Source organism: Azospirillum terrae (genome assembly GCF_053470425.1).
In genome coordinates this window covers 447,299-472,518 of the sequence record NZ_JBPXMR010000002.1, presented here as the reverse complement: position 1 = coordinate 472,518, position 25,220 = coordinate 447,299, and the positions used below count along the sequence as shown (strand labels likewise).

Annotated in this window: 27 protein-coding genes and 1 tRNA gene; 7 read left to right on the top strand and 21 right to left on the bottom strand. The window is 68.9% G+C overall.

The genetic code is table 11. The annotated features are described in order from the left end of the window. Positions 1-23 precede the first annotated feature (23 nt). Positions 24-440: a hypothetical protein gene (locus ACSVDD_RS08720; RefSeq protein WP_448188935.1), complete on the bottom strand. Its 417-nt coding sequence runs from the start codon at positions 438-440 to the stop codon at positions 24-26. A gap of 179 nt (positions 441-619) precedes the next feature. On the opposite strand from ACSVDD_RS08720, the gene ACSVDD_RS08715 reads away from it, so the two are divergent. Beyond that, positions 620-1,795, top strand: a complete 1,176-nt coding sequence (locus tag ACSVDD_RS08715) for a pentapeptide repeat-containing protein (RefSeq protein WP_448188934.1) — start codon at positions 620-622, stop codon at positions 1,793-1,795. A 37-nt stretch (positions 1,796-1,832) separates the two neighbouring features. Here the strand turns inward: ACSVDD_RS08715 and ACSVDD_RS08710 are convergent, their stop codons facing one another. Then, entirely contained in the window at positions 1,833-2,276 is a 444-nt protein-coding gene (locus tag ACSVDD_RS08710; RefSeq protein WP_448188933.1) for a hypothetical protein, read from the bottom strand. 125 nt (positions 2,277-2,401) lie between these two features. Here ACSVDD_RS08710 and ACSVDD_RS08705 point away from each other — a divergent pair, with 125 nt between their 5' ends. Together ACSVDD_RS08705 and ACSVDD_RS08700 are read left to right on the top strand one after the other, a co-directional pair. Beyond that, positions 2,402-2,566: a hypothetical protein gene (locus tag ACSVDD_RS08705; RefSeq protein WP_448188932.1), complete on the top strand. Its 165-nt coding sequence runs from the start codon at positions 2,402-2,404 to the stop codon at positions 2,564-2,566. A 64-nt stretch (positions 2,567-2,630) separates the two neighbouring features. After that, positions 2,631-3,662, top strand: a complete 1,032-nt coding sequence (locus tag ACSVDD_RS08700; protein ID WP_448188931.1) for an SIS domain-containing protein — start codon at positions 2,631-2,633, stop codon at positions 3,660-3,662. 4 nt (positions 3,663-3,666) lie between these two features. Here the strand turns inward: ACSVDD_RS08700 and ACSVDD_RS08695 are convergent, their stop codons facing one another. The 9 genes from ACSVDD_RS08695 to ACSVDD_RS08655 form a co-directional block, all read right to left on the bottom strand. Further along, complete coding sequence (locus ACSVDD_RS08695) at positions 3,667-4,713, bottom strand: ABC transporter substrate-binding protein (RefSeq protein WP_448188930.1); 1,047 nt, start codon at positions 4,711-4,713, stop codon at positions 3,667-3,669. A gap of 29 nt (positions 4,714-4,742) precedes the next feature. Further along, the gene (locus ACSVDD_RS08690) at positions 4,743-5,546 is read right to left on the bottom strand and encodes an ABC transporter permease (protein WP_448188929.1); all 804 of its coding nucleotides are present in this window, start codon (positions 5,544-5,546) and stop codon (positions 4,743-4,745) included. Beyond that, positions 5,539-6,312 carry an ABC transporter ATP-binding protein gene (locus ACSVDD_RS08685; protein ID WP_448188928.1) on the bottom strand — a complete coding sequence of 258 codons (774 nt, stop codon included), beginning with the start codon at positions 6,310-6,312 and terminating at the stop codon, positions 5,539-5,541. The genes ACSVDD_RS08690 and ACSVDD_RS08685 overlap by 8 nt, the downstream gene beginning before the upstream one ends. 105 nt (positions 6,313-6,417) lie before the next feature. Continuing rightward, positions 6,418-7,356: a 2-hydroxyacid dehydrogenase gene (locus ACSVDD_RS08680; RefSeq protein ID WP_448188927.1), complete on the bottom strand. Its 939-nt coding sequence runs from the start codon at positions 7,354-7,356 to the stop codon at positions 6,418-6,420. Positions 7,357-7,368: 12 nt separating this feature from the next. After that, entirely contained in the window at positions 7,369-8,151 is a 783-nt protein-coding gene (locus tag ACSVDD_RS08675; protein WP_448188926.1) for an amino acid ABC transporter ATP-binding protein, read from the bottom strand. Between the two features lie 63 nt (positions 8,152-8,214). After that, positions 8,215-9,021 carry a transporter substrate-binding domain-containing protein gene (locus tag ACSVDD_RS08670; RefSeq protein WP_448188925.1) on the bottom strand — a complete coding sequence of 269 codons (807 nt, stop codon included), beginning with the start codon at positions 9,019-9,021 and terminating at the stop codon, positions 8,215-8,217. A 41-nt stretch (positions 9,022-9,062) separates the two neighbouring features. After that, positions 9,063-9,716, bottom strand: a complete 654-nt coding sequence (locus tag ACSVDD_RS08665; RefSeq protein ID WP_448188924.1) for an amino acid ABC transporter permease — start codon at positions 9,714-9,716, stop codon at positions 9,063-9,065. A 17-nt stretch (positions 9,717-9,733) separates the two neighbouring features. After that, positions 9,734-10,405, bottom strand: coding sequence for an amino acid ABC transporter permease (locus tag ACSVDD_RS08660; protein WP_448188923.1), 672 nt, complete (start codon positions 10,403-10,405; stop codon positions 9,734-9,736). A gap of 18 nt (positions 10,406-10,423) precedes the next feature. Next, on the bottom strand, positions 10,424-11,446 hold the full coding sequence (locus tag ACSVDD_RS08655) for a LacI family DNA-binding transcriptional regulator (protein ID WP_448188922.1): 1,023 nt from the start codon (positions 11,444-11,446) through the stop codon (positions 10,424-10,426). Positions 11,447-11,570: 124 nt separating this feature from the next. Between ACSVDD_RS08655 and ACSVDD_RS08650 the strand changes: the two genes are divergently transcribed. Continuing rightward, positions 11,571-12,239, top strand: coding sequence for an HAD family hydrolase (locus ACSVDD_RS08650; protein ID WP_448188921.1), 669 nt, complete (start codon positions 11,571-11,573; stop codon positions 12,237-12,239). Here the strand turns inward: ACSVDD_RS08650 and ACSVDD_RS08645 are convergent. Continuing rightward, the gene (locus tag ACSVDD_RS08645) at positions 12,236-13,012 is read right to left on the bottom strand and encodes a 2-keto-4-pentenoate hydratase (RefSeq protein ID WP_448188920.1); all 777 of its coding nucleotides are present in this window, start codon (positions 13,010-13,012) and stop codon (positions 12,236-12,238) included. The genes ACSVDD_RS08650 and ACSVDD_RS08645 overlap by 4 nt on opposite strands. Positions 13,013-13,135: 123 nt before the next feature. Between ACSVDD_RS08645 and ACSVDD_RS08640 the strand changes: the two genes are divergently transcribed. Both ACSVDD_RS08640 and gnd read left to right on the top strand, forming a co-directional pair. Beyond that, positions 13,136-13,639, top strand: coding sequence for a gluconokinase (locus tag ACSVDD_RS08640; RefSeq protein ID WP_448188919.1), 504 nt, complete (start codon positions 13,136-13,138; stop codon positions 13,637-13,639). Further along, the gene (gene gnd / locus ACSVDD_RS08635) at positions 13,636-15,033 is read left to right on the top strand and encodes an NADP-dependent phosphogluconate dehydrogenase (RefSeq protein ID WP_448188918.1); all 1,398 of its coding nucleotides are present in this window, start codon (positions 13,636-13,638) and stop codon (positions 15,031-15,033) included. The genes ACSVDD_RS08640 and gnd overlap by 4 nt, the downstream gene beginning before the upstream one ends. Before the next feature lie 4 nt (positions 15,034-15,037). On the opposite strand, the gene putA is transcribed toward gnd, so the two are convergent. Both putA and ACSVDD_RS08625 read right to left on the bottom strand, forming a co-directional pair. Further along, positions 15,038-18,082: a bifunctional proline dehydrogenase/L-glutamate gamma-semialdehyde dehydrogenase PutA gene (putA, locus tag ACSVDD_RS08630; protein WP_448188917.1), complete on the bottom strand. Its 3,045-nt coding sequence runs from the start codon at positions 18,080-18,082 to the stop codon at positions 15,038-15,040. 275 nt (positions 18,083-18,357) lie between these two features. Then, positions 18,358-18,834 carry an Lrp/AsnC ligand binding domain-containing protein gene (locus ACSVDD_RS08625; protein ID WP_448188916.1) on the bottom strand — a complete coding sequence of 159 codons (477 nt, stop codon included), beginning with the start codon at positions 18,832-18,834 and terminating at the stop codon, positions 18,358-18,360. Between the two features lie 96 nt (positions 18,835-18,930). Between ACSVDD_RS08625 and ACSVDD_RS08620 the strand changes: the two genes are divergently transcribed. Next, positions 18,931-20,379 carry a sigma-54 interaction domain-containing protein gene (locus tag ACSVDD_RS08620; protein ID WP_448188915.1) on the top strand — a complete coding sequence of 483 codons (1,449 nt, stop codon included), beginning with the start codon at positions 18,931-18,933 and terminating at the stop codon, positions 20,377-20,379. 76 nt (positions 20,380-20,455) lie between these two features. On the opposite strand, the gene ACSVDD_RS08615 is transcribed toward ACSVDD_RS08620, so the two are convergent. From ACSVDD_RS08615 to ACSVDD_RS08585, 7 genes are all read right to left on the bottom strand, one after another. Beyond that, entirely contained in the window at positions 20,456-21,238 is a 783-nt protein-coding gene (locus ACSVDD_RS08615; protein WP_448188914.1) for a 3-hydroxybutyrate dehydrogenase, read from the bottom strand. Between the two features lie 18 nt (positions 21,239-21,256). Next, the gene (locus ACSVDD_RS08610) at positions 21,257-21,904 is read right to left on the bottom strand and encodes a 3-oxoacid CoA-transferase subunit B (protein WP_448188913.1); all 648 of its coding nucleotides are present in this window, start codon (positions 21,902-21,904) and stop codon (positions 21,257-21,259) included. Positions 21,905-21,917: 13 nt separating this feature from the next. Further along, positions 21,918-22,574: a CoA transferase subunit A gene (locus tag ACSVDD_RS08605; protein ID WP_448188912.1), complete on the bottom strand. Its 657-nt coding sequence runs from the start codon at positions 22,572-22,574 to the stop codon at positions 21,918-21,920. Position 22,575: 1 nt separating this feature from the next. Continuing rightward, on the bottom strand, positions 22,576-23,967 hold the full coding sequence (locus ACSVDD_RS08600) for a GntP family permease (RefSeq protein ID WP_448188911.1): 1,392 nt from the start codon (positions 23,965-23,967) through the stop codon (positions 22,576-22,578). A 6-nt stretch (positions 23,968-23,973) separates the two neighbouring features. Continuing rightward, positions 23,974-24,468 carry an SRPBCC family protein gene (locus ACSVDD_RS08595; RefSeq protein ID WP_448188910.1) on the bottom strand — a complete coding sequence of 165 codons (495 nt, stop codon included), beginning with the start codon at positions 24,466-24,468 and terminating at the stop codon, positions 23,974-23,976. A gap of 182 nt (positions 24,469-24,650) precedes the next feature. After that, the gene (locus tag ACSVDD_RS08590) at positions 24,651-24,893 is read right to left on the bottom strand and encodes a hypothetical protein (RefSeq protein WP_448188909.1); all 243 of its coding nucleotides are present in this window, start codon (positions 24,891-24,893) and stop codon (positions 24,651-24,653) included. Between the two features lie 206 nt (positions 24,894-25,099). Then, positions 25,100-25,176 (bottom strand) — tRNA-Arg (locus ACSVDD_RS08585). Between the last annotated feature and the right edge of the window lie 44 nt (positions 25,177-25,220).

Here is a 25,220-nt window from a genome sequence, read left to right as displayed (position 1 = left end):
AACCCGCGGGTTGGTTCACCCTGCTACAGCATGATGTCGTTCAGACTCACCATCGGGGGGGCCGCTTCCACCGGGGCGAGCGTCTTCAACGCCTCGACGATCTCCAGATCGTCGGTGTTGGTGTGCGAAATGAAACGCGCGGTGATCTCCGCCAGTTCGGCGCGGGCGCGGTCGGGCTCAGCCTCGCAACGGTCGCGGATCGCCGACAGGCGGTCGAGGAACAGCGCGTGCGCGCCGAGGTGACGCGCCTTCAGCGCGCCGCCGATACGCTCCAGGTGCGGCATTTCGTGGTCGAAGTGATCGACCACCTGGGCGATCAGCCGGTCCATGCCCACCCACCCGAGCCCGTCGCCGTACGCCAGCTCCTGCAACGCGAAAAGCAGTTGCTCGTGATCGTCGTCGATCTGGTCGAGGTTGGTGAGGCGCAGTTCGCTGTCCATCGGCGTGGCTCTCCCGGCATGGCCGCCACACCCTAACCCAAGGATGCGGCAGAGCCCAGACTTTCAGTGTGGCTTTTAGTATGTCACAATTTGACGAAAATTGATCCAGCGGGCATATATCATTCCGGTGTAAGAGACAGTTTGTCCTCGAATGACCACCGGGGCAATACCAAGGAGTCATGAGCATCAGCGTGAACACCGGCAGCGCGACGAAAGCGGCGGATAAGCAGGACCGGCTCAGCCGCATGCGGGAGTCGCTGCGGAACCATTTGCTTCATCTGTCCGGCCGCGGAGGCAAGCGCCTCAACCTGACGATGTCGAATCTCTCCTACGTGATCCTGGAGAATTTCGACTTCTCCAAGGGCGCCATGGTGGCCTGCAACTTCTCCTACTCGAACCTGGAGGGGGCGCAGTTCCGCGACACCGACCTCACCAACAGCCTGTTCATCCGCAGCAATCTGGTGCGCACGGACTTCTCGGGCGCCACGCTGAACGGGGTGCGCTTCCATTACGCCGATGCCCAGGACGCCACGCTCAACGACACGCGGATGAAGCAGGGCTCGGTGATGGTCTACCGCGACGACCTCACGTCGCCGGGCGGCAAGAAGCGCGAACAGACGGTGGTGCAGGAAACCGACCTGTCCAACTCCAACTTCGCCGGGGCGTCGCTGCGCGGGGCGGACATGGCCGGCTGCCGCATCCGCAACGCCAACCTCCAGGGCGCCGACCTGACCGGCGCCGACCTGAAGGGGGCGGACCTGTCGGGCTCGACGCTGGCCGGCGCGGTGCTGACGGACGCCGTGCTGACCGACGTGACGGTGGAGAACACCATCTTCGACGTGACGCCGGAGACCATCAACGCCTTGCAGATGAACGAGGGCTTCCGCCGTTACCTGGATGTCCGCGCCGAGGCCAAGCGCGCTGCCGAGATGCACCGCGCCTGGGTGGACAGCGGCGGCACGGACGGCCAGCGCGCCGACTTCGCCGGCCGCAACCTGCGCGGCATCGACCTGTCCGGGCTGATGCTGGCGACGGTGTCCTTCGCCGGCTCCGACCTCAGCGGCGCCACGCTGACCAACGCGGTGCTGGCGGCGGCCGACCTCAGCGGCGCCACCATCCAGTACGCCGACTTTTCCGGCGCCGACATCCGCGGCGCCAATTTCTCCAACGCGCAGGTGCAGTTCTCCAGCTTCCACGGTGCCGACGCGACACCGCTGGCGCTGCGCAGCGGCGGCACGCTGCCGACCCGCTTCGAAGGCGCCAGCGTGCGCAACTGCGACCTGCGCGCCGCGGCGCTGACCGCCGAGGCGCTGGCCGCCGCCAAGGTCGCCGACTGCGAGTTGCAAACCACGTAGGCGCGCGCGCCGGGTATGGAGCGCGCGCCGGTGCCGGTCAGCGCCCGGTGGCGCCCGGCGTGTTGCCCATGGAGCGGCCCATCGTGCCCATGCTGCCCTGTCCCTGGAAATCAGGCAGGCCGGCGACCTGCTCGGGGTCGATCATGAGTTGAACGCCGTTGCCGCGCCGGCGGACCTCGGATAGGTCGAGCACCACCTGACGGCGCGTGTCCCGCGTCTCCATCACCAGCTTCGGCCGGCCGTCGTCGCCGGTCACCACGTCGCGGATCGTGCCCGCGGTTCCGCCCTGATAACGGTAGGTGATCGGCTTGCCGATCAGGTTGCGCGACGGGGTGACGTCCGAGGCATCGACCTCTCGGGACGGGTTGGTCATGCCGCTGCCGGTGCTCGTGCGGTCGCGGGATTGGGACTGCATCTGGGCCAGGGCGGGCGTGGACAGCAGCAGGACCACCGGCAGGGCGAGCGTGAGAAGTGTGCGCATCGGATTCCTCCTCCGTGAATGGGCAATGCAGCTATGACACGCGGCGAGGCCATTTGTTGCCGGTGCAACGCAACCGCGCGCCCGGTGTTGATGTGGCATTCCCCACCGCAAAGGCGAGCCCGACCATGGCCGACGACCGCAAGCGCAAGCCCGCCACAGCCAACCGCTCGGCGACCGCCGCGTCCAAGCAGAGCGGCGACAAGGGTCCCGACAAGACCCTGACCGAGAAGACCGAGGAGCAGGCCGGCGGCAAGAACAAGAACTCCCCCGGCAAGATCCACGACGTCTGACAGTTTCCATGGACCGGCTCCGCCGCCGGATGACATCCTCTGCGGATACTGCGGAGGCCCGTCCATGACCATGATGCGCACCGAAGCCCTGGAGGCGCCCGATTGCGTTGCTGCACAGTCGGCAACCCTCGGGCCGCGCCTGGAGCGCTTGGCGGAATCGCTGCGCGCCCGGCCGCCGGCCTTCGCCATGACGGTGGCGCGCGGCAGTTCGGACCACGCGGCGGGCTACGCGCGCTATCTGTTCGAGACCGCGCTAGGGCTGGTGACGGCGTCGGCGGCGCCGTCCGTCGTCACCTGCTATGGCGCGGATATGCGGGTGGACGGCGCGCTGGTGCTGGCCATCTCCCAATCGGGGGGAAGCCCCGACCTGCTGGCGACTCTGGAGGCGGCGCGGCGCGGCGGGGCGCGCACGGTGGCGCTGGTCAACACGGAAGACTCGCCGTTGGCCCTTTCTGCGGAGCATATCCTGCCGCTGATGGCCGGGCCGGAGGCGGCGGTCGCCGCCACCAAGAGCTTCATCGCCAGCCTGTCCGCCGTGGCGGCGCTGGTGGCGGCGTGGCGGCGGGACGCGGCGCTGCTGGATGCATTGAACGCCCTGCCCGGCCGGCTGCGCGCGGCTTGCGCGGTGGATTGGTCGGCGGCGCGGCCGGTGCTGCGGGACGCGGAGTCGCTGCTGGTGGTCGGGCGCGGCTACGCGCTGCCGGTGGCGCAGGAAATGGCGCTGAAGGGCAAGGAAACCTGCGCGCTGCACGCCGAGCCGTTCAGCACCGCCGAGCTGCTGCACGGCCCAGTGGCGCTGGTGGACGAGGGCTTTCCGGTGCTGCTGCTGGCCCTGCCAGACCAGACACTGGGGGGAGTGCTGGACGTGGCCCGGCGGCTGCGGGCGCAGGGGGCGCACCTGCTGGTGGCCTCGGCGATTCCGGAGGCGCTGGCGTTGGCGCACACGCCCCTGCCGTTGCCGGCGCCGCTGCACCCCATGCTGGACCCCATCGTGGCGGTGCAGGCGTTCTACCTGATGATCGACGGCGTGGCGGCCGACCGCGGGCTGGACCCGGACCGGCCGCGGGCGCTGAGGAAGGTGACGCGGACGGTGTAACGCGCTACTTCGGCACCCCCGTGTGCCCCTGCACGAAGCTCAAATCGAGGATGCTCGCCGGGTCCAGCGCCTTGTCCACCTGCCCCTCGGACTGCCAGAACCGCACCTGATTGTGGATGTCGTTCACCATCAGCCGGCCCTGCGGGTCGATGTAGGGCAGTCCCTCGGCGACGATTTCCGGCTTCTGTTTGGTGGCCTCGGCGACGATGGCCAGCAGCTCGTCATAATTCGGCCCCTTCACCGGCTTGCCCGCCGCGTCGCGGGTGTTGAACGCCGCGTGGTATTCGGCGGTCGCGGTCTGGTAGGCGCGGATGAACTTCACCACCGTCTCGCGGCGTTGCGCCACCATCTTCGGGCTGGTGAACAGCGCGCCGAGCTGCCACGGCGTCTCGTCGCCGGCCCAGCCGATGATGGTGCCGGAGCCGTCCGCTACCACCTGCCGCGCCACCGTCACCGGGGCGAGGATGGCGTCCACCTGCCCACCCTTGAAGGCGGCGACCATCTTCGGCACGTCCTGCAACGGCACCATGGTCACGTCCTTGACCGTGAAGCCGTACTTCTGCCCGAGAATCCCGATCATGTAGTGAAAGGTCGAGCCCACCGTGGTGATGGCGATGCGCTTTCCCTTGAGGTCGGCGGGCTTGGTCAGGCCGGACTCGTAAGCCGCCTTGGTGGCGACATAGGCGCTTAAGGGGAAGCCCGGTTCGTCGCGGCTCTGCGCGGCGATCATGGTGATCGCACCCTTGGCGGCCAGATTGTAGAAGCCCGCCGTCAGGCCGGTGACGCCGAAATCCACATCGCCCGAAGCCACCGCCACCGGCACCTGCTGCGCCGAGGTGAAGATCTTCAGATCGACGTCCAGGCCCTCCTTGGCAAAGTAGCCCTTGCTCTTGGCGATGTAGACCGGACCCGACGACGACAGCGCCAGCACGCCGATGGACGTCTTCTCCTGCGCCGCCACGGGTGCCGCGCCCAGGCCCACGGCCAGCGCCGCACCGATGGCGGCCCCAAAGGCGGTGACCACGGCCCGCCGGTTCCACTTGAGCCTCATCCCCACCCCTCCCCTTTATCGTTCGAAACTCAGCGCCAGCGCAGCAGGCGGCGCTCCACGGCCGACAGCAGCGTGCCGATCCCCAGCCCCATGATCGACAAAACCAGCACGCCGGCCAAGAGCTGATCGGTTAGCATCAGGTTGCCGGCGGTCAGCACGAAGGCGCCGATGCCGTACTCGGCGCCGATCATCTCGGCGGCGACGACCAGGATCAGCGCGATGGACGCGGTGATGCGGAAACCCGCCAGGATGCCGGGCATGGCGCCGGGCAGCACGATCTTGCGCAGAATGTCGCGCCATGGCAGGTCGAAGCTCTGCGCCATGCGGATCAGGTTGCGCGGCACCGCGTCGATGGCGCTGTAAGTGGCGATCACCGTCGGGAAGAAGACGCCGAAGCCGATGGTGGCGAACTTCGACGGCTCGCCGATGCCGAACCACAGTATGAACAGCGGCAGCAGCGCGATCTTCGGAATCGGGAACAGCGCCGACACCAGCGGCACGCCGACCGACCGGGCCAGCGGCGCAATGCCCATGGCGAAGCCCACCGCGATCCCCGCCAGCGTCCCCATCAGCCACCCCACGCCGATGCGCAGCAGCGACGCCTTGAGGTGCAGCCACAGCGACCCGTCCGCCGCGATGGCCCAGAGCGCCGCGCCCACGGCGCTGGGCGGCGGCAGGAACAGCGTGCTGACCAGCCCGAGCCGGCTCACCGCCTCCCACACCGCCAGCAGCACGGCGAAGGCGACGATTGCCGCCCAGCGGTTGCGCGTGGCGAGGAAGCCGCCGCCGCGGAAGCGGACGGGCTGCACGGAGGTGGTGTGCGCGTCAGGCATCGGCGATTTCCCGGTCGGCGAGTTGCGCCTCGGCGCGGATGTGGCTCCACAGGCGCTCGCGGATCTCCGCCAGATGCCGCTGGGCGGTGGGCGTGCGGCGGGCGTCGCGCGGTTCCTCGATGGTGACCAGTTCGCGCACTTGGCCCGGCCGGCGGCTCAGCACCGCCACGCGGTCGGCGAGGTGCAGCGCCTCGTCCAGATTGTGCGTCACGTACAGCGCGGTGGTGCGCTCGCGCCGCCAGAGTTCGAGGAAGTCCTCCATCAGCAATTCGCGGGTCTGTGCGTCGAGCGCCGACAGCGGCTCGTCCAGCAGCAGCACCGCCGGCCGCACCGCCAGCGCGCGGGCGATGCCGACGCGCTGGCGCATGCCGCCGGAAAGCTGCTTGGGCAAGGCGGCGCGGAAGTCCCACAGGTCCATGCGGCGCAAGCCGGCCTCGATGCGCTCGCGCCGCTCTGCCCTGTCGAGGGGGTGGTGTTCGAGGGCCAGCGAGACGTTGTCCTCCACCGTGCGCCACGGCAGCAGGGCGAAGTCCTGGAAGATGAAGGTGATCGGGTTGAGGCAGCCGGCCGGCGGCTCGCCCACCACCTCGACGCGGCCGGACGTGGGCGCGACGATGCCGCCGGCGATGCCCAGCAGCGTGGATTTCCCGCAGCCCGACGGGCCGATGACGGCCAGCACCTCGCCCTCCCCGGCGGCAAGGTCGATGCCGTCGAGGACGACCAGATCGTCGTAACGGTGCGTGAGGCCGGAGACGATCAGCCGCATGGCCATCGTCCGGCATCGCGGGCGGTGCCCGTCATTGCGTCTCCAGTCCCCGTTCTTATGGGCGCATCATAGCGCGGGCGGTGGCATGGGCAAGCGCGGCCCCCCTCACACAATCGCCGTCCGCGGCTCCCGCCCGGCGAAATGGTCCTCCAGATTGCCGAGCACCAGCGCGCCCATGGCGCGGCGCGTCTCCAGCGTGGCGCTGGCCTGATGCGGCTCCAGCACGACGTTGTCCAAGGTGAACAGCGCCGCCGGCACGCGCGGCTCGTCGGCGAAGACGTCCAGGCCAGCGCCGCCCAGGCGGCCTTCAGACAGTGCGGCGACCAGTTCCGGTTCGTCGATCAGGCTGCCGCGGGCGACGTTGACCAGCACGCCCTCCGGCCCCAAGGCGTCGAGCACGGCGCGGCCGATGATCCCCTTCGTCTCCGCCGAGGCCGACGCGGCGATCACCAGGATGTCCACCGACTTCGCCAATTCGACGATGTCGCCCACAGCGCGGTATGACACGCCCTCCACCGGGCTGCGGTTGACGTAGGACACGTCCATGGCGAAGCCGGCGGCGCGTTTGGCGATGGCGCGGCCGATCTGGCCCAGGCCGAAGATGCCCAACCGCTTGCCGGTCAGCTTGCGGCCCAAGGGCAACCCGCCGTTCAGCCAGCCGCCGGCCCGCACGAAGCGGTCGCCCTGCGCCAGCCGCCGCGTCACCGCCAGCATCAGGCCGAACGCCATGTCGGCCACGTCGTCGGTCAGCGTGCCCAGCGTCGTGCAGACGCGGATGCCGCGCCGCCGGCACAGATCCAGGTCGATCTTGTCGGTGCCGACGCCATTGACCGAGATGATCTCCAGCTTCGGCAACGCGTTCAGGACATCGTTGGAGATGCCGGTGCCGCCGCCGGTCACCACGCCGCGCACGCGGTCGGCCAGCCCGGCGACGAAGGCCGCGCGGTCGGGCGCCTGCCACAGGCGGTGCACGGCGTAGCGCTGCTCCAGCACGGCCATCGCCTCGTGCATCAGCGGTTCGACGGCAAGAATGTCCACGGTCATGTCGGCTTGCTTTCAGTGCTGCAAAATCTGGCTGAGGAACAGTTTGGTGCGGTCGGATTTCGGGTTGGCGAAGAACTCCTCGGGCGGGGCCTGCTCGACGATCTCGCCGCGGTCCATGAAGATCACCCGGTCGGCCACCGACTTGGCGAAGCCCATCTCGTGCGTCACGCAGAGCATGGTCATGCCCTCGTGCGCCAGCGTCACCATCACGTCGAGCACCTCCTTGACCATCTCGGGGTCGAGGGCGGACGTGGGTTCGTCGAACAGCATCACCTTGGGGTTCATGCACAAGGCGCGGGCGATGGCGACGCGCTGCTGCTGGCCGCCGGAGAGTTGGCCGGGATACTTGCCGGCCTGTTCCGGGATGCGCACGCGGGTGAGATACTTCATCCCCAGCGCATCGGCGTCGGCCTTCGCCATGCCGCGCACGCGGATGAGCGCCAGCGTGCAGTTCTGAAGCACCGTCAGGTGCGGGAACAGGTTGAAGGACTGGAACACCATGCCGACCTCGCGGCGCACGGCGTCGACGTGGCGCAGATCGCTGGTCAACTCGGTGCCGTTGACGGTGATGCGGCCGCCCTGGTGTTCCTCCAGGCGGTTGATGCAGCGGATCAGCGTCGACTTGCCCGAGCCGGATGGGCCGCACAGCACGATGCGCTCGCCCTGGTAGACGGTGAGGTCGATGTCCTTCAGCGCCTGGAAGTCGCCGTAGAACTTCTGCACCCCCTCCATGCGGATGATGGGATCGCCGAGCTTGTGGGGAGCGGCGGTTGTGGTGGGCTCGACAGTCGTCATGGCGGTTTTCCCTGATGGTGGAGCCCGCGGGGCGGCGTCGGCCACCCCGCACGGCCCCGGCGGTCAGAACACCGGCAGGTTCGGCAGCGGGGCGCCGAGCCACTTCTGGTGGAGGGCGTCCAACTCACCGTTGTTCTTCACGAAGTAGATGAACGTGTTGACCCATTGCAGCAGGTCGGCTTGACCACGGCGGATGGCGACGCCGTTGGGCTGGCGGCGCATGACGAACTTCACCTCATAGCCCTTGGCCGGGTTCTGCTTCTGGATCTGCGCCGCCACCACCGAGGACACGCCCATGGCATCGACCTGACCGGACAAGAGCGCCTGCGCCGCCGTGGCGTCGTCGTCGAAGCGCATCAACTGCGCGTCCTTGGGCGCCGCGGCGCTCAGCGCGGTGTCCTGGGTCGAGGCGCGGGTGACCGCCACGCGCTTGCCCGACAACTCGGCCGCCGAGGTGATCTTCTGGTCCTTGTCGGCCAGCACCAGGATGTCGATGCTGCTGTAGGGGATGGAGAACTGCACCTGCTTGGCGCGCTCCGGCGTGATGCCGAAGGTGGCGATCAGCACGTCCACCTTGTTGGTCAGCAGGTAGGGGATGCGGTTCGGGCCGGTGACGCCGACGATCTCGGCCTCGACGCCCAGATACTTGGCCATCAGCTTGCCGACTTCGATGTCGTAGCCGTCCAGCTCGTTCTTCTCGTTGGTGAAGCCGAAGGGCGGGTAGTCGGCGAGGATGCCGATGGTGATCTTCTTCTTCTTGAGGATGTCGTCGACGCTCTGCGCCTGGACGGACTGGCTGAGCACCGCCATCGAGGCGACCACCGCAGCCGCCAGGACCAGGGGGCGGAACAGGTCACGCAACGCAATCATGGCTCTTCTCCCTATTCTTATGTGCAGCAGGGGCCGACGCGTCAGCGTGCGACCGTTCCGAAGCGCCGCTCCAGCCGCTGGCTCAGCAGCGACAGGGGCCAGCACATCGCGAAGTAGATGGCCGCGACGATTCCGAACACCAGGAAGGGCTGGAAGGTCGCGGTGTTGATGATCTGCCCGGCGCGGGTCAGCTCGGTGAAGCCGATGATCGCCGCCAGCGAGGTGCCCTTCAGCAGTTGCACCATGAAGCCCACCGTCGGCGGCAGGGCGACCTTCACCGCCTGCGGCAGCACGATGTCCAGCATCACGTGGCGGTAGCGCAGGCCCATGGCGCGCGCCGCCTCCCACTGGCCCAAGGGAATGGCGCGGATGGCGCCGGCCCAGGTGTTGCCCAGGAAGGCGCTGGCGTTCAGCGTCAGGCCGAGCGCCGCGGCGCTCCACGGATCGACCGACAGGCCGATGATGTTGACGCCGAAGAACACCAGGAACAGCTGCATCAGCAAGGGCGTGCCCTGGAACAGCTGGATGTAGCCGGTGAAGAACCAGCGGATCGGCCGCCGCGCCGCCGTGCGCCCGAGCGCCACCGCCAGTCCGACCACCCCGCCGCCGAGAAACGCGATCAGCGTCAGCAGCACCGTCCAGCGCGCGGCCATCAGCAGGAAGACGACGTCGTTGGTGGAGAATTGATGGATCATGCCCGTCCCCTCCCCTGCTAGCGCGCGCCGCCGCGCTGGAAGACCAGCCGGTCGATGGCCGCGAAGATCCCGGAGAACGCCAGCGACAGCGCCAGATAGATGCCGGTGATGACGATGTAGATCTCGAAGCTGCGGAAGGTCCGCGACTGGATGTTGTTGGCGACCGCCGTCAACTCCTCCGCCGAGATGGCGGACACCACGCTGGAGCCCAGCATCAACAGGATGAACTGGCTCGACAGCGCCGGGAACACGGTCTTCACCGCCGGGAACAGGATGACGTAGCGGAACACCTGCAAGGGCCTGAGGCCCACCGCCAGACCCGCCTCGATCTGGCCCTTGTGGATGGACTCGATGCCGGCCCGCACGATCTCCGTGGCGTAGGCGCCGAGGTTCACCACCATGGCCAGCAGCGCCGCGCTGTTGGGGCTGAGGCGGACGCCGGCGGTCGGCAGGCCGAAGAAGATGATGAAGATCTGCACCAGGAACGGCGTGTTGCGGATCACCTCGACATACGCGGCGATCAGCCACTTGACCGGCCGCGGTCCGAAGCTCCGCCCCAGCGCGCACAGCACGGCGACCAGCAGCCCCAGCACCATGGACAGCGCCGACAGCCGGATGGTCAGCCAGACACCTTCCAGCAGCTCGTCCCTCGCGTCGATCACATCGCCGAACTGGAACACGTAATCCATGGTCGTTCTCCAGGGACCTTAAGCGGCGGCCTCGCCGCAGGAGCGGCGGACCACCAGACAGGGCGGCACGATCACCCGGTCGCGGGCGCCGCGCGGGTCCTCGATGCGCCGCAACAGGAGGGACGCGGCCTCCTCGCCGATGCGGCGCGGGTTGGTGGCGACGGTGGTCAGCCCGGGTTCGGCCAAGGCGGCCTCCTCGATGTTGTCGCAGCCGATGACGGCGACGTCGGCGCCCGTGCGCAGCCCGCGCCGCGCCAGCCCCTGCATGACGCCCAACGCCACGATGTCGTTGTAGGCGATGATGCCCGTGGGGCTGTCCGCGCGCTCCATCAGGTCCTCGACGGCCTCGGCGCCGTGGCGGCGGGTCAGCGGGCACGGCACGATCAGGTCGCCGGCAAGAGCGGCGCGCTCCATGGCGTCGCGGAAGCCGGCGCGGCGCTCGCGCACCGCCGAATGGTGCATGGCGCCGCCGACCAGCGCGATCCGATGGTGACCCAGGCGCACGAGATGCTCCACCGCCATCTGCATGCCCAGCCGGTAGTCGGCGCCGACGTAATCCAGCTCGACCCCCTGGAGGTAGCGCAGCGTCTGCACGCACGGCAGGCCCCAGCCGAGGATCGGCGTCAGCGTGGCCCCGGTCGAGCCCTCGGCCGGGCAGAGGATGACGCCATCGACGTTCTGTTCGCGCAGGCGGGCCAGAAAGCGGCCCTGCCGCTCCACCGATTCCTGCGTGTTGCCGAGGAAGGCGATGTGGTCGGCGCGCTCCAGCACAGCATCGACGCCGGCCGTCAGCTCAGCATAGAAGGGGTTGGTGATCTCGCCGATCAGCAGGCCCACGGCTTTGCTGGCCGCCCCGCGCAGGTTGGCGGCGGCGCGGTTGTAGACATAGCCCAGCGCGTCGATGGAGGCCTGCACCTTGCGGCGTGTGCCGTCCGCCACCAATGGGCTGTTGCGCAAGACCAGCGACACCGTCGAAGGTGACAGTCCGCTGTGCTCCGCGATCTCCTTGAGCGTCACGCGCTCTCGGCGTCTTGCACCCACGACGTCCTCCCACGGGCGTCACTTTGTTTTGTTAGTAAGCATTCTGTTTTAGAACGTTCTAAAAGCGCAAGAGCGAATTCGGCATGGCACCCGCGCTGCGGGTCACGGTATGGGGACGGTCTGGATGGAAGCGCCTTTGCAAGATCATTGGGATGCGATCCTCTTCGATTTCGACGGGGTGCTCTGCGATTCCAACGGGCTGAAGGGCGAGGCCTTCGAGGCGCTGTACGCCGATGAGGGGCCGCAGGCGCAAGCCGCCATCCGCGCTTTCCACGACGCCAACGGCGGCATGCCGCGCCGCGAGAAACTGCGCCGTTTCGAGCGCGAGTTCCTCGGCCGCGCGGTGGACGAGAAGCGGGTGGAGGCGCTGGCGGACCGCTTCGCCGCGACGGTGGAACAGGCGGTGGTGCGCTGCCCACCGATCCCCGGTGCGGCGGAGTTCGTGGCGGCGTACGCCGGCCGGCTGCCGCTGTTCGTCATCTCGGCGACCCCGCACGACGAGATGGTCCGCATCGTCGTCGCGCGGGGCATGGCAAATCGCTTCGTCGAGGTCTACGGCAGCCCGCCGGGCAAGGCCGAGACCGCCGCCGCCATCATCGCCCGCCACGGCTTCCGGCCTAAGCGGGTGGCGTTCGTCGGCGACGCCGTGCAGGACTACGACGCGGCGGCGGCGCTCGGACTGGCGTTCATCGGCGTGCGCGACCGCGAGGGCGGGCATCCGTTCCCGCAGGGAACGGTGGTGATCGGCGACTTGCGGGAGTTGGAAGGGGTGTTGCGGCGGCTGGCGCGTTAACCCCCCTCCACCGTCACGCTCACCGCCCCCAATCCCGGAAAGCTCGCGGTGGCCGCCACACCCGGCTTGGCGAAGATGGTCCCCGTGCACGAACCGGTGGTGACGATCTGCCCGGCGGCGATGCCGCCCAGCGTCCGCGTGCCGACGTTCGCCAGCCACACCAGCAGGCGCAGCGGATCGCCGGCCGTGTTGCCGCCGATGCCTTCAGACGCCACGGCGCCGTCGATCTCCAGCCGCACGGGCTGCGTCACCGGCGTGAACGCCCGCCAATCGCGCCGGCCCGCGCCGACGATCAGCGCCCCGTGGTTCATCTGGTCGGCGCGGTGCGACAGCGCGTCCGTCCCGCCAAAAGCCGTGAACCGGGTATCGACGATCTCGATGGCCGGGTGGATCGAGCCAATGGCGGCGTACACCTCGTCGGCCGCATAGGGCAGATCGCGCGGCGGCAAATCGCGGTCGAAACGGTAGGCGATCTCCGCCTCCAGGCCGATGAACTGCACCGCGTCGGCCGGCAGCACCGACGCCCCCGGCCACACCGTGGCGGCGTTCAGCGGTGCGCGGAACGGCTCGCCCACCGGCGTGCGGGCGCCGACCTTCCAGGCCACTTGCGGGCCGCTCCGCCGCGCCACGGCGTCTTGCACCGCGTCGGCCTCCGCCTCGCTGCGTGGGCGCGCGTCGTCGGGCAACGCCGCCAGCCACGCGCGCGTCCGTCGCGCGGTCAGCAGCCGTTCCGCCGCGGCGGAAACACGGGCTTCGTCGATGGTTCCGGTCATGCTCGGTCCTCCCCAATGCGGCGCACAGGATAGGAGACCCCGGCGGCGCTTGCCTTGCAAAAACCGCGGACCTATCGTGTTGTCCCTGATCGTGTTGCCCCCGGACGGGAACGGGAAGCGAGTATGATCGTCGTCGTCATGGGCGTCTCCGGCTGCGGCAAGAGCACCATCGGCCAGTTGCTGGCGGATCGCCTGGGCTGCCCGTTCAGCGACGCCGACGCCTTCCATCCGCCCGGCAACATCGACAAGATGAGTAGGGGCATGGCGCTCACCGACGAGGACCGCTGGCCGTGGCTGCGCGCCATCCGCGCGGCCATCGTCACCGCCATCGCGCGCGGCGAGGACCATGTGCTGGCGTGCTCGGCGCTCAAGGAATCCTACCGCCGGGTGCTGTCGGAGGGGGACGACGTGCTGTTCGTCCACCTCACCGGCGACCCGGCGCTGATCCGCGAGCGGCTGGCAGCGCGCCGCGGCCATTTCTTCGATCCGGCGCTGTTGCAGAACCAGTTCGACACGCTGGAGACGCCGAGCGACGCCATCGTCGTGGACATCGCCCTCGGCCCCGACCGCATCGTCGAGGAGCTGATGCGGGCGTTGCGCCCCCAGAACATGGAGAACACGCCATGAAACAGGCGGATATGGGGCTGGTCGGCCTCGGGGTGATGGGCCGCAATCTGGCCGCCAACCTCGCCGATCATGGGACGGCGGTCGCCGGGTACGATCTGGACGGCGGGCGGCGGGCGGCCTTTGCCGCGCAGGCGGAGTCGGCGGTGGCCTGCGCCTCGACCAACGACATGCTGGCGGCGCTGAAGACTCCCCGCGTGATCCTGATGATGGTGCCGGCCGGACCGGCGGTTGACCAACTGGTCGGCGCGCTGCTGCCGACGCTGGCGCCCGGCGACGTGCTGATCGACGGCGGCAACTCGCATTACAACGATACGCGCCGCCGGGCCGCGCAAACCGCCGCAGTGGGCGTGCATTTCGTCGGGCTCGGCGTGTCGGGCGGCGAGGAAGGGGCGCGGCACGGACCGGCGCTGATGGCCGGCGGTGCGCCGGAGGCCATCGCCCCGGTGGCGCCACTGCTGACCGCCATCGCGGCGCGGGCGGCGGACGGCGCGCCGTGCTTCGCGCGGGTCGGGCCGGACGGCACCGGGCACTTCGTCAAGATGATCCACAACGGCATCGAATACGCCGACATGCAGTTGATCGCCGAGGCGTACCACCTGCTGCGGAACCTCTGCGGCTTCTCGTACGAGCGCCTGGCGGAGATTTTCGCGGCGTGGAACGGCGGCGAACTGGCGTCCTACCTGATGGAGATCACCACCGACATCCTGCGCACGACGGACCCGGAAACCGGCGGGCCGATCCTGGAGGTGATCCGCGACGCCGCCGGACAGAAGGGCACCGGCCATTGGGCGGCGACCACGGCGCTGGAACTCGGCATGCCCGCGCCCACCATTGCCGAGGCGGTGCACGCCCGCTGCCTGTCGGCGCTGAAGGACGAGCGCGAACGCGCGGCATCGGCGTTCCCCGCACCCTCCCCGGCCCCGGCCGGCGACGATCTGGTGGCGGCAGTGGGCGACGCGCTGCTGTGCGGGCGGATCGCCGTCTACGCCCAGGGCTTCGCGGTGATCGCGGCGGGCAGCCGTGCGTTCGGCTGGGACGTGGATCTGGCGGCGGTGGCCTCGGTCTGGCGGGGCGGCTGCATCATCCGGGCGCGGCTGGTGGACCGCATCAGGACGGCGCTCACCCGCGCGCCGGAATTGCCCAACCTGATGTTCGACCCGGACATCGCGGCGCTGATGACGCGCGGCGATGCAGGGTTCCGGCGGGTAGTTGCGGCGGCAGCGCTGGCGGCCGTGCCGGTGCCGGCAATGGCCTCGGCGCTGTCCTACTGGGACGGCTGGCGCAGCGGCCGGCTGTGGGCGAACATGATCCAGGCTCAGCGCGACTGCTTCGGCGCGCACGGGTACGAGCGCATCGACCGGCCGGGGATGGTGCATACGGAATGGGGGGCGTAGCCCCCTACTCCTCCTCGCCCAGCGACACCAGCGACGCATTCCCGCCGGCCGCGGTGGTATTGACCGTCAGCGTGCGCTCCGCCGCAAAACGGTAGAGGTAGTGCGGACCGCCGGCCTTCGGGCCGGTGCCGGACAGGCCCTCGCCGCCGAAGGGCTGCACGCCGACCACCGCGCCGATCATGTTGCGGTTGACGTAGGTGTTGCCCACCGCCATGCGCTCGGTGATGCGGCGCGCGGTGCGGTCGATGCGCGTGTGGATGCCCAGCGTCAGGCCGTAGCCGGTCGCCTCGATGGCGTCCAGCACCGCGTCCAGCTGGTCGCCCTTGAAGCGGATGACGTGCAGGATCGGCCCGAACACCTCGCGCTCCAGCCGGTCGAGGCGGTCGATCTCGAAGGCGTGCGGGGCGACGAAGTTGCCGTGCACGCCGTCCGGCGGCAAAGTGCCGGCGAACAGCGGCGTGGCCTCGCGGGTCATGCGCTCGACGTGCGTCATCAGCATGGATCGCGCCTCCGCGTCGATCACCGGCCCGATGTCGGTGGACAGCAGGCCGGGATCGCCCAGCCGCAGTTCCGCCACCGCCCCCCGCAGCATGCGGATCACCTTGGGCGCGATGCCGTCCTGCACGAACAGCACGCGCAGCGCCGAACAGCGCTGCCCGGCCGAGCGGAAGGCGCTGGTCACCACATCGTCCACCACCTGCTCGGGCAGGGCCGAGTTGTCGACGATCATGGCGTTCTGCCCGCCGGTTTCGGCGATGAACGGCACCATCGGGCCGCCGCGCTGCATCAGCGTCAGGCCGATGCGCTGCGCCGTCTCCGTCGAGCCGGTGAACGCCACGCCGGCCACCCGCCGGTCGGCCACCAGCCGCCCGCCCACCGTGGCACCGTCGCCCGGCAGCAGGTGCAGCACCTCCACCGGCACCCCGGCGCGGTGCGCCAGCCCGGTTGCGAGCGCGGCGATCCGCGGCGTCTGCTCGGCCGGCTTGGCGATCACCGCGTTGCCGGCGACCAGCGCCGCCGCGACCTGGCCGAGGAAGATCGCCAGCGGAAAGTTCCACGGGCTGATGCAGACGAAGACGCCGCGGCCGGTCAGGCGCAGTTCGTTGCGCTCGCCGGTCGGGCCGGGCATCAGCTTCGGCTCGAAGTCGGCCCGCGCGCGGGCGGCGTAGTAGCGGCAGAAGTCCACCGCCTCGCGCAGTTCGGCCAGCGCGTCGGGGATCGTCTTGCCGGCCTCGCGCACCAGCAAGGCGACCAATTCGTTGCGTTCACCCTCCAGCAGGTCGCCGAGGCGCTCCAGGCAGGCGGCACGCTCGGCCACCGGCCGCGCCGCCCAGGCGCGCTGCGCCGACGCCGCGACGGAGAGCGCGCGGTCCACATCCTCCGGCGCGGTCTCCGCCACGGGACCGGCGATGCGGCGGCTGGCGGCGACATGGTCGAGCAGCGGCTGGATCTGCGCGGCGTCGCTGAGGTCCAGGCCGTCGCTGTTGCGCCGCTCGGCTCCGAACAGATCCTTGGGCAGCGGGATGCCGGGGTGCGGCTTGCTGGGCAGGGCTGCGACGCGCGCCACCGGGTCGGCGACGATGGCGGCGACCGGCACCTGCTCGTCCTGGATGCGGTTGACGAAGGAGCTGTTGGCGCCGTTCTCCAGCAGGCGGCGAACGAGATACGCCAGCAAGTCTTCATGGCTGCCGACCGGGGCGTAGAGGCGCACGGGCATGTCGGGAGCCACGATCTGATGATACAGCGGCTCGCCCATGCCGTGCAGGCGCTGGAACTCGTAGCCCTCCCGGTTCCCGGCCATCTCCAGCACCGAGGCGACGGTGTGCGCGTTGTGCGTGGCGAACATCGGGTAGAAGGCGTCCCGCGCCGCCAGCAGGCGCCGGGCGCAGGCGAGGTACGACACGTCCGTCGACGCCTTGCGGGTGAACACCGGGTAGCCGTCCAGCCCGCGCTCCTGCGCGCGCTTGATCTCGCTGTCCCAGTAGGCGCCCTTGACGAGGCGCACCATCAGCCGCCGGCCGGTCGAGCGCGCCAGATCCTCCAGCCAGCCGATCAGCGGCAGCGCCCGCTTCTGATACGCCTGCACGGCGAGGCCGAAGCCCTCCCACCCGTTCAGGGCCGGGTCGCGGAACACCGCCTCGATGAGGTCGAGGGAGAGGTCCAGCCGGTCGGCCTCCTCGGCGTCCACGGTGAGGTGAATGCCGGCGGACTTCGCCTTGAGCGCCAGATCCTTCACGCGCGGCAGCAGTTCGGCCATCACGCGGTCGCGCTGGGCCAGTTCATAGCGCGGGTGCAGGGCCGAGAGTTTCACGGAAATGCCAGGCGACGCGAACACGTCCCGCGGCCCCCGCGCACCGCCGATGGCGGCAATCGCCATGCTGTACAGGTCGAAGTAGCGTTTGGCGTCCTCCATGGTGCGGGCCGCCTCGCCCAGCATGTCGTAGGAGTGCCGGTAGCCGAGCGCCTCGTCGTCGCGGGCGCGGGTCAGCGCCTCGTCGATGCTGCGGCCCATGACGAACTGGCGGCCGAGGATGCGCATGGCCTGCATCATCGCCTGCCGGATGATCGGCTCGCCCACCCGGTTCACCAGCCGGTCGAGCACGCGCACCGGCTCCCCCTCGCCGTCCAGGCGCACCACCTTGCCGGTCAGCATCAGCGCCCAGGTCGAGGCGTTGACGAACAGGCTGTCGGCCTTGCCCAGATGGCGGCTCCAGTCGGCGGTGCCGATCTTGTCGCGGATGAGGGCGTCGGCGGTCTCGGCGTCGGGGATGCGCAGCAGGGCCTCGGCCAGACACATCAGCGCCACGCCCTCCTGCGAGGACAGGCCGAATTCCTGAAGGAAGGCGTCCAGCACGCCGAAGCGGGTACGCGAGGCGCGCACGCCCTCCACCAGCTTGGCGGCCTCGGCCTGCACGCGCCGGCGGGCGTCCTCGGGCAGCGCCGCCGCGCGGGTCAGCGCGGTCACGACGGCGGTCTCGTCGGCGCGATAGAGCCGGTCGATGGCGAGGCGGTCGTGGCTGGAGGCGGACGGCAGCGGCAGCGCGGACATGCGGCGAAACCCCAAATGAATGGATGATCATTCACCGTACCGGGAGAAACGCCATATGAGTGACGGACTTACGCCTTTGAATACGAATTTCCTGCGGAGAAAACGTAATTTCATGAATTTTAGACGGAGCGCCTTGTTTTCCCTCTCCCGCCCCGGGAGAGGGAGGGGCCCACGCGCAGCGTGGGAAGGTGAGGGTGCCTCCAAGTATCCTTGCGCTACCCTCACCCGGCCGCTCTACGAGCGGCCACCCTCTCCTGGGACGGGAGAGGGGAATTTCAGCGAGCCCCCCGCAACGGGATCGCCGTGACGTTCTTGACCTCCTCCATCACCGGGTAGGTGTGCGTCTCGCGCACGCCGCGGGTCACGGAAAGGAAGCGGCCGAGGAACTCGCGGTACTCGCCCATGTCCTTCAGGCGCGCCTTCACCAGATAGTCGAAGCCGCCGGCCACCATGTGGCACTCCATGATCTCCGGCATGGCGACGATGGCGCGGCGGAAGTCGTCGAAGGCGTCGGGCGTGGTGCGGTCCAGCACCACCTCGACGAACACCAAGAGCCCGGCGTCCAGCCGCGCCGGATCGAGCAGCGCCGTGTACTGCTGGATGTAGCCTTCCGTTTGCAGGCGCTTGACGCGCTCCAGGCAGGCGGCAGGGCTGAGGTGGACGCGCTTCGCCAGATCAACGTTGGTGATGCGGCCGTCCTCCTGCAACGCGCGCAGGATGTTGGTATCGATGCTGTCCAGCGGGCGCGTCATGGGATCGGGAACTTCGCAGGAAGGCGGGCCAGCCGAGGATACCGGATGCGGGCGGCGTTGTTCTATACTCTCCTCGGACTGGAACGGTGAGGCATCGTGTTCGAAGCAGGGTTCAGCGGCGGGGCGGAGGTGCTGCGGCGGCGGGCCATGCCCTCCCTGTTCGAAGCGCTGGAGAAGCAGTCCGAAGGAACCGTGGCGGTGGACCGCGACGCGCGGATTGTCTGGATCAACGACAAGTACGCCAAGATGCTCGGCGTCGCCGACCCGGCCCTCGCCATCGGCCGCGAGGTCGAGGAGGTCATCCCCAACAGCCTGATGCGTCAGGTGGTGACCAGCGGACAGCCGATCCTGCTCGACGTCATGTTCTTCGGCACCCAGCGTCTGGTGGTGTCGCGCTTTCCGCTCACCGACGACGACGGAAGCGTCATCGGCGCGGTGGGCTTCGTGTTCTACGACAGCCTGCACCGCCTGAAGCCGCTGCTGAGCGAACTGGCCCGCCTGGAAGCGGAGCTGGAGACGGCGAAGCGCCACCTCAACGAAAGGCGGCAGCCGCGCTACACGCTGCAAAGCTACGTAGGCGACAGCCCGGCCTGCCTGGAGGTCAAGCGCCGGGCGCGGCTGGCCGCGCACCACGACGCGCCGATCCTGCTGCTGGGCGAGACCGGCACCGGCAAGGAACTGATCGCCCAGGGCATCCACGGCCTGTCGTCGCGGGCGGCCAAGCCGTTCGTCGGCGTCAACGTCGCCGCCATTCCCGACACGCTGCTGGAGGCGGAATTTTTCGGCGCGGTGCCCGGCGCCTACACCGGTGTGGACCGCCGCGGCCGCGAGGGCCGCTTCAAGAGCGCCGATGGCGGCACGCTGTTCCTCGACGAGATCGGCGACATGCCCATGGCCTTGCAGGCCAAGCTGCTGCGCGCCTTGCAGGAGCAGGAGATCGAGCCGCTCGGCTCCGACCGGCCGGTCAAGGTGGACGTGCGGGTGATCGCCGCGACCAACGTCGATCTGGAGCACCGCATCCGCGACGGCCGGTTCCGCTCCGACCTGTATTACCGGCTGAACGTGCTGTCGATCCGCCTGCCGTCGCTGTCGGAGATGGGCAGCGGCCTGGAGGCCATCGCCGAGTCCATCCTTCAGGAGATCGCGCTGCGCACCGGCATGCCCGGCCGGGTGCTGACGCCCGACGCGGTGGAGGTGCTGGCGCGCTACGGCTGGCCCGGCAACGTGCGCGAGCTGCGCAACGTGCTGGAGCGGGTGTGCATGCTGACCGACAATCTGCGCCTGACGGTGGCCGATCTGGCCGAAGCGCTGCCGACCGCGCGGCGGGACGAGGCGATGGTTGCGGCGGCGGTGCCGCTGGTTCCGATGGCCGCGACCGGGGTGCGTCCGTACGACGACGCGTTCGCGTCGTTCGAGCGGGAATTGCTGCAACAGGCCCTGGACGCGTCCGGCAACCGCGCGGCGGAAGCCGCCAAACGGCTCGGGATCTCGCGGGCGGCGATGTACAAGAAGCTGGCGAAGGCGGGGATACGGGCGGGGCGGTAAAGCGGCTGCGCCGGCCCCCACCCCATCCCTCCCCCGCTTCGCAGGGGAGGGATGGGGTGGGGGCCGGCGCCGAGACCTACCGCGCCACCCAACCACCGTCCATGTTGATCGCCGCGCCCCGCATGTTGGACGCCGCGTCGGAGCACAGGAACACCGCCAGTTCGCCCAACTGCTCGGGCGTCACGAAGCTCTGCGAAGGCTGCTTTTCGCTCAGCAGTTCGCGGCCGGCCTGCTCGTTACTCCAGCCGTTCTTGGCGGCCAGGGCGTCGATCTGCTTCTGCACCAGCGGGGTCAGCACCCAGCCGGGGCAGATCGCGTTGCAGGTGACCCCGGTCTGCGCGGTCTCCAGCGCCACCGTCTTGGTCAGGCCGATGACGCCGTGCTTGGCGGCCACGTACGCCGCCTTGTTGACCGACGCCACCAGGCCATGCACCGAGGCGATGTTGATGATGCGCCCCCAGTTGCGCGCCTTCATGCCCGGCAACGCATAACGCGTGCCGTAGAAGACCGCCGACAGGTCGATGGCGATCACCCGCTCCCAGGCGTCCTCGGGGAACTCCTCCACCGGAGAGACGTGCTGGATGCCGGCGTTGTTGACCAGGATATCCACCTTGCCGAACGCCACTTGCGCCGCGGCGACCAGCGCCTTGATCTCGGCCGGCTTGCTCATGTCCGCGGCGTCATAGCCGACGCGCACGCCGAACTCGCGGCCGAGGTCCTCGCACAGCTTCGCGATCTCAGCCTGATCGCCGAAGCCGTTGAGCATGACGTCGACGCCCTGCCCCGCCAGAGCCCGCGCCACGCCCAGGCCGATGCCGCTGGTGGAGCCGGTGACGATGGCCGATTTGCCCTTAAGCATGGTTGTTTCCTCCTCCGCTCACAGCGGCATGGCCGGCACGTTGGCCGGCACGATCAGTTCGCAGGCGGTGTTGGCCAGCACCTGCTCGACGGTGACGCCGGGCGCGGTCTCCTTGAGGACCAAGCCCTGATCCGTCGGCTCGATCACCGCCAGATCGGTGACGATCAGGTCGACCCGGCGCACCGAGGTGAGCGGCAGCGTGCAGCGCTTGACGATCTTGGACTCGCCCTTGGCGGCGTGCTGCATGGCGACGATCACCCGCTTGGCGCCGGTGACCAGATCCATCGCACCGCCCATGCCCGGCACCATCTTGCCCGGCACCATCCAGTTGGCGAGCTGCCCTTCCTGGTCCACCTGCAATCCGCCCAGCACCGTCACGGCCAGATGGCCGCCGCGGATCAGGCCGAAGGACATGGCGCTGTCGAAGGACGCCGCACCGGGCAACGCGCTGATGGGCGCGCCACCGGCGTCGGTCAGGTCCTGGTTCTCCGCCCCGGCGATCGGCCCGGACATGCCGATGATGCCGTTCTCGGACTGGAAGAACACGTGCCGGTCCGAGGGGACGTAGCGCGCGACCAGCGTCGGCAGGCCGATGCCCAGGTTGACGAGGTCACCATCGTTCAGTTCGAGAGCGACGCGCTTGGCGATCAGGGTTTTCTCATCCATGGCGCTTCTCCCCTCAATGCTTCTCTTGGGCGACGATGTAGTCCACGAGGACTGACGGGGTGACGACGGCGTCCGGCGGAATGACACCCAGAGGCACGATGTCCTGAGCCTCGGCGATGACAGTTTCGGCCGCCATCGCCATGATCGGGTTGAAATTGCGCGAGGTCAGCGCGTAGGCGAGGTTGCCGTAATAGTCCGCCTGCTTGGCGTTGATCAGCGCGAAGTCGGCCCTGATCGGCTTTTCCAGCAGGAAGATCTTGCCGTCCACCTCGATGGTCTGCTTGCCGTCCTCGACGGTGGTGCCGACGCCGGTCGGGGTCAGCACGCCGCCCAGGCCGAAGCCGGCGGCGCGGATGCGCTCGGCCAGCGTGCCCTGCGGCACCAGCTCGACCTCCAGCTCGCCGGCGATCATCTGGCGCTGGGTCTCGGGGTTCAGGCCGATGTGGCTGGTGATGACCTTGCGAACCAGCTTCTCGACCACGAGCTTGCCGATGCCCTGGTGGGGGCGGGCGGTGTCGTTGCCGATGACGGTCAGGTCCTTCTTGCCCTGGCGGATCAGCTCGTCGATGACGCGGAGCGGGCTGCCGGCGGCCATGAAGCCGCCGATCAGGAGCGAGGCACCGTCGGGAATCTTCTCGACGACCTCGGCCAACGGGATGATTTTTTTCATGTCAGACAATCCCGGTCAGGTAGTACACGGCGATCACGACGAAGACCGCCAGGGTCTTGATGCAGGTGATGGCGAAGATGTCGCCGTAGGACTGGCGGTGCGTCAGCCCGGTGACACCCAGCAGCGTGATGACGGCGCCGTTGTGCGGCAGCGTGTCCATGCCGCCCGACGCCATCGAGGCGACGCGGTGCAGCACTTCCATCGGAATGCCGGAGGCGTTGGCGGCCGTGATGAACTGCTCGGCCATGGCGGCCAGCGCGATGCTCATGCCGCCCGACGCGGAACCGGTGACGCCGGCCAGCGTGGTGACGGTGATGGCCTCGTTGACCAGCGGGTTGGGGATGGCCTTCAGCACGTCGGCGATCACCAGGAAGCCCGGCAGCGCCGCGATGACCGCGCCGAAACCGTACTCCGACGCCGTGTTCATCGACGCCAGCAGCGAGCCGCCGATAGCCGCCTTGGTGCCCTCGGCGAAGCGCTGCGACACCGGCTTCCACGCGAAGGCCAGCACGGTCAGCACACCGGCGAGCAGCGCGCCCTCCACCGCCCAGATGCCGGCGATCGAGGAGACCTGCGTCACCAGCGGCTTGGCGCCCGACGTCAGCGCCACCTGATTGCTGGCCCCGTAGAACGCCGGGATCATCATGGTGAACACCTTGTTCAGCACACCGACGACGACCAGCGGCAGGATGGCGATGACCGGGCTGGGCAGGGTCTCGGCGGTGATGGCCTCCGGTTCGTTGGTGTGGCCCTCGCCATAGCCTTCGCCGGCCGCGGCGGCGGCCTTCAGGCGCCATTCCAGATAGGCGATGCCGACGACCAGGATGAAGATCGCGCCGATGGTGCCCAGCCACGGGGCGGCGAAGGCGTCGGTCTTGAAGAAGGTGGTCGGGATGATGTTCTGGATCTGCGGGGTGCCCGGCAGCGAATCCATGGTCACCGTGAAGGCGCCCAGCGCGATGGTGCCGGGGATCAGGCGCTTGGGGATATCGCCCTGGCGGAACATCTCGGCCGCGAAGGGATAGACCGCGAACACCACGACGAACAGCGACACGCCGCCGTAGGTCAGCAGCAGGCAGACCAGCACGATGGACATGACGGCGCGTTCACGCCCGACCATCTTGATGACCGCCGAGACGATGGACTTGGAGAAGCCCGACAGCTCGATGACCTTGCCGAACACGGCGCCCAGCAGGAACACCGGGAAGTACAGCTTCACGAAGCCGACCATCTTGTCCATGAACAGGCCGGTGAAGATCGGCGGCACCGCCGAGGGGTCGGTGAGCAGAACGGCGCCGAGCGCCGCGATGGGGGCGAAGAGGATGACGCTGAAGCCTCGATAGGCCACGAACATCAGGAACGCGAGCGCTCCTACGCAGATCAGAAGACTCATGGACGGTTAACTCCCCATTTGAGGCGTGTTGGGGCCGTGTCGCAGCCCGGCCCTGGCTGTGGATGTCTTCTCCGCGCCGGCACCGTCGGCGAGGAGGCTGTAGAGGCTGTCGAAACCGGCTTGATAGAGGCGGCGGATGAAGTCCTCCGCCGCGTCCTCGGCGATGCCGGCCGGCAGGAAATTCGCGGTCCAGATCAGGGTGGCGCGGCCATCCTCGTGCGGCAGCACGCGAATCTGCGCGAGGTAGCCGGCGACCGGATAAGGGCCGTCGAGCACCGAGTAGGTGTAGGCATCCTCGATCCGGCTGAGGTGGTCGAGCCGATGCACGAGCACCGCCCCTTCCCGAAGCCGCAGACGGCGGAGATCACCCTTCGCCGTCCCGTCCACGTCCAGGGCGACGGCGCCTGGGTACCAGTCGAGCAATCGCCCATCCCAGCGCACCAGCGGCCAAAGCCGCTGCGCGGAGACGGGCAGAAGAGCCTTCATGGTGACGCGTGCCATGGCCTGAAGCCGTGTGCCGTTCGTTAGGACACGATGAATTTTGCAAAGGCCATGCCATGCGGCGGAACGCCGCGGATGCGCCACTTTTTTAAACACCGAAGGGGAATTGTCTCCTATTAGAGACAGAATGGCCGCCTCATCGTCTCCGCATGGAGACAATGTCTCGCAATGGAGACAGACGATCAGAGTGCGGCGAGGAAGATCCGGGCGTTTTCCAGCAGGATGAACACCCCCACCACACCGAAGGCGGCCACGGCGAGGTTGGTCGCCAGCACGCGGCCGATGTCGGCGGCGCGCCTTGCCCAGGCGACCTGGATGCGGGTGAGCGGCAGCGCGATGGCGAACACCACCAGCGCCACGAAGGCCACCAGCTTGCCCACCGCGGTCAGCAGGATGAAAAGCCAATAGACCGCCGTGACCAGCATGCGCGCACCTCCGCGAGGGGAAGCCTCCCCCTAGAGCTGTGTCGGCCCGGATGATCCGGCAATCGGCATGAGCAAACTTCTGCGGCGGCTTGCGCGCCGGTTCGAACCAACGCCCAAATCGGCATTCATCTGCGGAGTGGAAAATGGGACGGCGTCGAACGGAGGCTGAAAAAAGCCTTTGCGATCAACAACACGGTCCGAGGTGATGGCGGACCCGACAGGATTCGAACCTGTGGCCTCTGCCTTCGGAGGGCAGCGCTCTATCCAGCTGAGCTACGGGTCCAGCAGCAACGGAGGCGCACCATAGCGCAACACATCCGCCGGAGC

Excerpts from the sequence above, each read along its gene's own strand:
- ACSVDD_RS08720 (WP_448188935.1), bottom strand. The coding sequence starts at position 440 with ATGGACAGCGAACTGCGCCTCACCAACCTCGACCAGATCGACGACGAT.
- ACSVDD_RS08715 (WP_448188934.1), top strand. The coding sequence starts at position 620 with ATGAGCATCAGCGTGAACACCGGCAGCGCGACGAAAGCGGCGGATAAG.
- ACSVDD_RS08710 (WP_448188933.1), bottom strand. The coding sequence starts at position 2,276 with ATGCGCACACTTCTCACGCTCGCCCTGCCGGTGGTCCTGCTGCTGTCC.
- ACSVDD_RS08705 (WP_448188932.1), top strand. The coding sequence starts at position 2,402 with ATGGCCGACGACCGCAAGCGCAAGCCCGCCACAGCCAACCGCTCGGCG.
- ACSVDD_RS08700 (WP_448188931.1), top strand. The coding sequence starts at position 2,631 with ATGACCATGATGCGCACCGAAGCCCTGGAGGCGCCCGATTGCGTTGCT.
- ACSVDD_RS08695 (WP_448188930.1), bottom strand. The coding sequence starts at position 4,713 with ATGAGGCTCAAGTGGAACCGGCGGGCCGTGGTCACCGCCTTTGGGGCC.
- ACSVDD_RS08690 (WP_448188929.1), bottom strand. The coding sequence starts at position 5,546 with ATGCCTGACGCGCACACCACCTCCGTGCAGCCCGTCCGCTTCCGCGGC.
- ACSVDD_RS08685 (WP_448188928.1), bottom strand. The coding sequence starts at position 6,312 with ATGCGGCTGATCGTCTCCGGCCTCACGCACCGTTACGACGATCTGGTC.
- ACSVDD_RS08680 (WP_448188927.1), bottom strand. The coding sequence starts at position 7,356 with ATGACCGTGGACATTCTTGCCGTCGAACCGCTGATGCACGAGGCGATG.
- ACSVDD_RS08675 (WP_448188926.1), bottom strand. The coding sequence starts at position 8,151 with ATGACGACTGTCGAGCCCACCACAACCGCCGCTCCCCACAAGCTCGGC.
- ACSVDD_RS08670 (WP_448188925.1), bottom strand. The coding sequence starts at position 9,021 with ATGATTGCGTTGCGTGACCTGTTCCGCCCCCTGGTCCTGGCGGCTGCG.
- ACSVDD_RS08665 (WP_448188924.1), bottom strand. The coding sequence starts at position 9,716 with ATGATCCATCAATTCTCCACCAACGACGTCGTCTTCCTGCTGATGGCC.
- ACSVDD_RS08660 (WP_448188923.1), bottom strand. The coding sequence starts at position 10,405 with ATGGATTACGTGTTCCAGTTCGGCGATGTGATCGACGCGAGGGACGAG.
- ACSVDD_RS08650 (WP_448188921.1), top strand. The coding sequence starts at position 11,571 with ATGGAAGCGCCTTTGCAAGATCATTGGGATGCGATCCTCTTCGATTTC.
- ACSVDD_RS08645 (WP_448188920.1), bottom strand. The coding sequence starts at position 13,012 with ATGACCGGAACCATCGACGAAGCCCGTGTTTCCGCCGCGGCGGAACGG.
- ACSVDD_RS08640 (WP_448188919.1), top strand. The coding sequence starts at position 13,136 with ATGATCGTCGTCGTCATGGGCGTCTCCGGCTGCGGCAAGAGCACCATC.
- gnd (WP_448188918.1), top strand. The coding sequence starts at position 13,636 with ATGAAACAGGCGGATATGGGGCTGGTCGGCCTCGGGGTGATGGGCCGC.
- putA (WP_448188917.1), bottom strand. The coding sequence starts at position 18,082 with ATGTCCGCGCTGCCGCTGCCGTCCGCCTCCAGCCACGACCGCCTCGCC.
- ACSVDD_RS08625 (WP_448188916.1), bottom strand. The coding sequence starts at position 18,834 with ATGACGCGCCCGCTGGACAGCATCGATACCAACATCCTGCGCGCGTTG.
- ACSVDD_RS08615 (WP_448188914.1), bottom strand. The coding sequence starts at position 21,238 with ATGCTTAAGGGCAAATCGGCCATCGTCACCGGCTCCACCAGCGGCATC.
- ACSVDD_RS08610 (WP_448188913.1), bottom strand. The coding sequence starts at position 21,904 with ATGGATGAGAAAACCCTGATCGCCAAGCGCGTCGCTCTCGAACTGAAC.
- ACSVDD_RS08605 (WP_448188912.1), bottom strand. The coding sequence starts at position 22,574 with ATGAAAAAAATCATCCCGTTGGCCGAGGTCGTCGAGAAGATTCCCGAC.
- ACSVDD_RS08600 (WP_448188911.1), bottom strand. The coding sequence starts at position 23,967 with ATGAGTCTTCTGATCTGCGTAGGAGCGCTCGCGTTCCTGATGTTCGTG.
- ACSVDD_RS08595 (WP_448188910.1), bottom strand. The coding sequence starts at position 24,468 with ATGGCACGCGTCACCATGAAGGCTCTTCTGCCCGTCTCCGCGCAGCGG.
- ACSVDD_RS08590 (WP_448188909.1), bottom strand. The coding sequence starts at position 24,893 with ATGCTGGTCACGGCGGTCTATTGGCTTTTCATCCTGCTGACCGCGGTG.